The organism is Candidatus Thioglobus sp. (assembly GCF_029243085.1).
Lineage (GTDB): Bacteria > Pseudomonadota > Gammaproteobacteria > PS1 > Pseudothioglobaceae > Thioglobus_A.
In genome coordinates, this window is the sequence record NZ_JAQWSS010000029.1 from 1 (window position 1) to 5,245 (window position 5,245).

General features: G+C 36.5%; 6 protein-coding genes. 5 read left to right on the forward strand and 1 reads right to left on the reverse strand.

The window, feature by feature from the left end:
• On the forward strand, positions 1-387 hold a 387-nt coding region (locus tag P8M52_RS01715; protein WP_300306442.1), incomplete at its 5' end, for a hypothetical protein.
• A gap of 4 nt (positions 388-391) precedes the next feature.
• Positions 392-1,372 carry a zinc-binding alcohol dehydrogenase family protein gene (locus P8M52_RS01720; protein WP_300306444.1) on the forward strand — a complete coding sequence of 327 codons (981 nt, stop codon included), beginning with the start codon at positions 392-394 and terminating at the stop codon, positions 1,370-1,372.
• Here P8M52_RS01720 and ftsY read toward each other — a convergent pair.
• The gene (ftsY, locus tag P8M52_RS01725) at positions 1,369-2,313 is read right to left on the reverse strand and encodes a signal recognition particle-docking protein FtsY (RefSeq protein WP_300306446.1); all 945 of its coding nucleotides are present in this window, start codon (positions 2,311-2,313) and stop codon (positions 1,369-1,371) included. The two genes, P8M52_RS01720 and ftsY, sit on opposite strands and share 4 nt — an antisense overlap.
• A 22-nt stretch (positions 2,314-2,335) precedes the next feature.
• On the opposite strand from ftsY, the gene P8M52_RS01730 reads away from it, so the two are divergent.
• The 3 genes from P8M52_RS01730 to P8M52_RS01740 form a co-directional block, all read left to right on the forward strand.
• Complete coding sequence (locus P8M52_RS01730; RefSeq protein ID WP_300306448.1) at positions 2,336-3,673, forward strand: pitrilysin family protein; 1,338 nt, start codon at positions 2,336-2,338, stop codon at positions 3,671-3,673.
• Entirely contained in the window at positions 3,673-4,962 is a 1,290-nt protein-coding gene (locus P8M52_RS01735; protein ID WP_300306450.1) for a pitrilysin family protein, read from the forward strand. The genes P8M52_RS01730 and P8M52_RS01735 overlap by 1 nt, the downstream gene beginning before the upstream one ends.
• 61 nt (positions 4,963-5,023) lie before the next feature.
• Positions 5,024-5,245, forward strand: a 222-nt coding sequence (locus P8M52_RS01740) for a hypothetical protein (protein WP_300306452.1), incomplete at its 3' end; no start/stop codon positions are given.

Consider the following 5,245-nt stretch of genomic DNA (forward strand, 5'->3'; position numbering starts at 1 on the left):
GCCAATTTACAATCATTACCTGACGGAGTTATTGATCCGGCAGATTTACAGTTTAATATTAAAGTGATGATTAAAATTAAGTCTAATTCATACTCGCAAGCGTTAAAGTTAAATTATGTTGAATCGTTAGCAAAGTTAACCAAACAATTGGTGAGCGTAGGCGGAAGGCAAGTGAATATAGATGATTTTTTACAATGGCATGATCAGGAATTTACACGTCAAGTAGATCAACAAAGACAACAGAATTTAATGAAAATTGGCACAGCTAGAACCGATCAAATGATGGGTATTATTTCTATGGCCATGACTGGTGCAGCCCTTGGTTTTTTTATTATGTTTGTGATGATGCTTGCTATGCTGCGTATTGAAAGAAATACACGTAAATGACCTTATGAAGGCTATCGGCTACAATGGTGATGAGTTTATTGAGTTTGAAAAATCTGTAAATTCTCCAAAGGGCCATGATTTATTCGTTGAGGTAAAAGCAGTTGCTATTAACCCAATTGACTCAAAAGTTAAACGGTCAGTTTTGAAGAATAGTGAAACAAAGATTTTAGGCTATGATTGTGCCGGTATTGTTCAGGCTGTTGGCGATAAGGTTAGTTTATTTAAAGTGGGCGATGAAGTCTATTATGCAGGTGACATTACTCGTGATGGTTCTAACGCAAGCCACCAATTAGTTGATGAAAGAATCGTTGCACTTAAGCCAAAAACACTTGATTTTGCACAATCGGCGGCTTTGCCGCTTACCAGTATTACCGCTTGGGAGTCTTTGTTCGAACGCTTAAAGATAACCCAAGCAGATAGTGACAAAACTTTATTATTAATTGGTGCTGCTGGCGGCGTAGGTTCGATGGCAATTCAATTCGCTAAACAGATGGTTGGTATGACAGTTATAGCAACTGCCTCTCGAGTAGAATCAAAAGCTTGGTGTCATGAATTGGGTGCGGATATTGTGCTAGATCATCAACAGCTTGTTGAACAATTTAAACAACAATCATTATCTAGTCCAGATTATATTTTGTGCATGGGTGTGCCTGATGATTATTTTGCGCAAATGGTGGAATTGATTACGCCTCAGGGGAGTATTTGCCTTTTGGCGAATACTCGAGAGGCTTATGATATTAATTTATTAAAGGCTAAAAGCATTACTCTTGTATGGGAGATGATGTTTACACGCTCTATGTTTCAAACGATAGATATGAATGAGCAGCATAAATTGTTAACTAAGGTGGCTAGTCTGATCGATCAAAATATCATTAAAACCATTCTAACTGAAACGTACCATCCTATTAATATCGATAATATTTCAAATGCACATCAAGTTATTGAGCAAGCAAAGATGATTGGAAAGTTGGCTGTTACTAATTAATCAAACAAAGCGTCGATAAATTCTTTGGCATTAAATGGTTTTAAATCATCAATACCTTCGCCAACACCAATAAAGCGAATTGGCAAATTAAGCTCATCTGAAATGGCGAATAATACACCGCCTTTTGCCGTACCATCAAGTTTGGTAATGCTTAAACCACTAAGCTCAACTGCCTTATTGAATTCTTTAGCTTGATTGACGGCATTTTGTCCAGCGCCACCATCGATAACCAGCATGACTTCATGAGGTGCAGATTCATTTTGTTTGGAAATCACACGTTTTATCTTTTCCAGTTCTTGCATTAAGTTGCCTTGAGTGTGTAGTCGCCCCGCAGTATCAGCTATGAGAATGTCAATGTTTTTAGCCTGTGCTGATTGATAAGCATCAAAAATCACACTAGCTGCATCTGCACCCGTTGACTGAGCTACGACAGCAATATCGTTGCGTTCACCCCATACTTTGAGCTGCTCTACAGCAGCCGCTCGGAAGGTGTCACCCGCTGCAAGCATGACGGATTTTCCTTGAGATTGAAAGCGTTTAGCCAATTTTCCGATAGTCGTCGTTTTTCCTGCACCATTAACACCAACCACTAAAATCACATAGGTTTCATTAATGTTAGTATTAAGCTGATTATCATCGATCAGAAGTTTAGCAAGTTCAGTTTTTAAGAATTCATAAACACTATCCGAATCTTTTAATAGTTTTCTGGATGCATTTTGACGCACTGACTCTAATACTTTGTCAGTTGTATTGATACCGATATCGGCAGTGATTAATAACATCTCTAGTTCATCGAGTAAATCATCATCAATGGATTTTTTGCCTAAGAGTAAAGAGGCCAAACCTGAGCCAAGTTTTTTTCTAGATTTGAATAAACGCTCTTTGAGAGATTGTGGTTTTTCTACTTTAGTAGATTTGTCTTTTTTAAAAAAACTAAACAAGGGTTCTCGCTATAATGATTGAATGATGAAGATTCTAATTTTACTAGCCTTTTTTTTAACGACCAATGCATTTTCAAATTCTACTCGCATTGTAGATTCAATTGATACAAGCATTACTCAGACAACCTTAAAAAATGGGTTGAAAATAATCGTTAAAATTGATAATAGAGCGCCAGTGTTTATTTCACAGCTTTGGTATAAAGTAGGTGCTAGTAATGAATCAAGACCTAACACTGGCATCTCCCACATGCTTGAACATATGATGTTTAAAGGCACTGACCAGTATCCAGTAGGGGAATTTTCACGCATTATTGCTAAAAATGGTGGCGATGAAAATGCTTTTACCTCAAAAGACTTTACAGCCTATTATCAAAAAATGCATCGTTCAAAATTAGAGCTTGCTATTAAGATGGAGGCAGACAGAATGCGTAATTTGGTTTTTTCTAATCGTGAATTGCAAAAAGAGCGTCAAGTAGTCATTGAAGAAAGGCGTATGCGCGTAGAAGATAATCCAAATGCTAAGATATTTGAACAATTGAGAGGCATTTCTTTTGATCCATCTGCTGCCTATCATGCACCGGTAATCGGCTTCCAAGCAGATATAGAATCTTATCAATTGAATGATCTTAAAGATTGGTATGCAAAATATTATGCACCCAATAATGCAACATTGGTTGTTGTGGGCGATGTTAATCCAATACAAGTGATTAAATACGCTCAACAATATTTTTCAGTTTATAGGTCTAAGCAACAGATTAGCAAGCTAACAGAAAAAGCGCCAATTCCTCTAACCCAACAAACCAAGCAGCTTAGATTAAAGGCGAAATTGCCCTTATATGCCATGGCTTTTCATGTGCCAAGTTTAAACAGTGCAACAGAGAAGCCTCAAGCCTACCACTTGGAAATGCTGGCTTATGTGCTAGATAACGGCCTATCAAAAACTCTGATCCGAGATCGTCAAATTGCTTCTAGCATTCATGTGGGATATAGGTTGTACGATAAGTATCAAACTTTATTTAGTATTAGCTTTGTGCCTGCTAAAGGTGTTGAAAATAAGACAGTTATTGACGCTATTAAGCAGCAAGTGCAAGCGCTAATTAATCGTTCTGACACCTTACAAGGTGAAATTAGACGAACAAAATCACAACTAGAGGCAAATTTTATTTTTGAACAAGATCAAATTTCCACCCAGTCTTACTATTTAGGAATGCTGGAAACAGTTGGACTGGGTATTAATAAAATGTTTGAATATGTTGATAAAATGAATAAAATTACCGCTAAAGAGTTGTCAAGTGTTGCCAAATTGTATTTAGATTTTAATCAAACAAATACGGTAGAGTTGTTGCCTCAGGGGATCTAATGAAGTTATTTATTGTATTAATGTTATTGATGAGCAGCACTCAAGCACAGCTTGAGATTTCTCAGTGGCAAACTCCTGAGGGTGCTAAAGTATTATTTACCCAGGCTCAAGGTTTGCCCATGTTGGATATCCAGCTAAATTTCGATGCCGCTAGTAGTCGAGATGGTGAGCAATTTGGTTTAGCAACACTCACTAATACATTAATTGGCACCGCTACTAAAACACTCTCTGAGGAACAAATTATCAACCAATTTGAATCCCTAGGCAGTGAATTTTCAACAACCAGTCTTAAAGATATGGCTATTGTTTCAATGCGGACTTTAACTCGAGACTCTATTTTGAAGCAATCATTATCTATTTTCAAGGAGGTTATTACTAATGTTGATTTTCAACAGGGATATTTATCTCGTGAGAAGAGGCAAATTTATCAAGCAATTGAGGCTTCCAAGCAAAATCCAGCTAGCGTTGCTAGGTTGAAATTTGACCAACTGGTGTTTGCCGATCATGCTTATTCTCATGCAAAAATTGGCACTAAAGATACTGTTAAAGCAATTCAACTTGATGATTTAAAACGTTTTTATCATCAATATTATGTGGCAAAAAACCTGACCATTGCTTTAGTGGGTGATATTAGTAAAACTCAAGCCCAGCAAATTGCACGTCAAATCTCTCATGGATTGAATATAGGTGAAAAAGCTCAGACTAATCCTATGATTTCACCATTAAAGCAGGCGCAAGAGGTACATGTTGAATTCCCATCCGAACAAACACATTTATTGATCGGTCAAACAGGTGTTAATCGCACTCATTCTGATTATTACGCCCTGTATTTGGGTAATCATATTTTTGGTGGTAGCGGGCTAAGCTCTATATTGAGTGAAGAGGTCCGAGAACAACGTGGATTAGCTTATTCAGCAGTCAGTTATTTCACTAAAATGAAATCAAATGGATTCTTTTTGATTAAATTACAAACTAAAAATTCACAAACACAGCAAGCTAAGCAATTATTGCTAAATACATTGGAAAATTTCATTGAAAAGCCGATAGACCCGCAATTATTGCAAGATGGGAAGGATAATATTACTGGTGGATTTTCTTTGGAAACATCTAGTAACGCCAATATTCTAACTTATTTATCAATTATAGGATTTTATGAGCTTCCAGGTGATTTTTTGAGTAGCTTTACTAAAAAAATTGATGCTATTAGCGACAAAGAGGTGCAATCAGCCTTTAGACGACTAATTGATTTCAATAAGCTGATTATTTTAAGTGTTGGTGACTCAAAATAAACAATTTAATTTTATGGTTTTCCATAATAGGTAATAATATCTCTCAATGTTAAAATGAATAATGCCTTGGTTTAGATACACTGTCTTTTTATTGTTTAGTGCCATATTAATGTTTGGTGCTAAAGCCTCAAGCCAGCCAAGTAATATTACAATTGGCATTCAATCTTTTTTATACAAGAGTGCCACTTATAAGCACTGGCAGAAAACAGCTGATTACTTAACTCACAGAATGCCTGGCTTTGTTTTTAATATCGTGGTTGTTGACACGCTAGATGATTCTTTA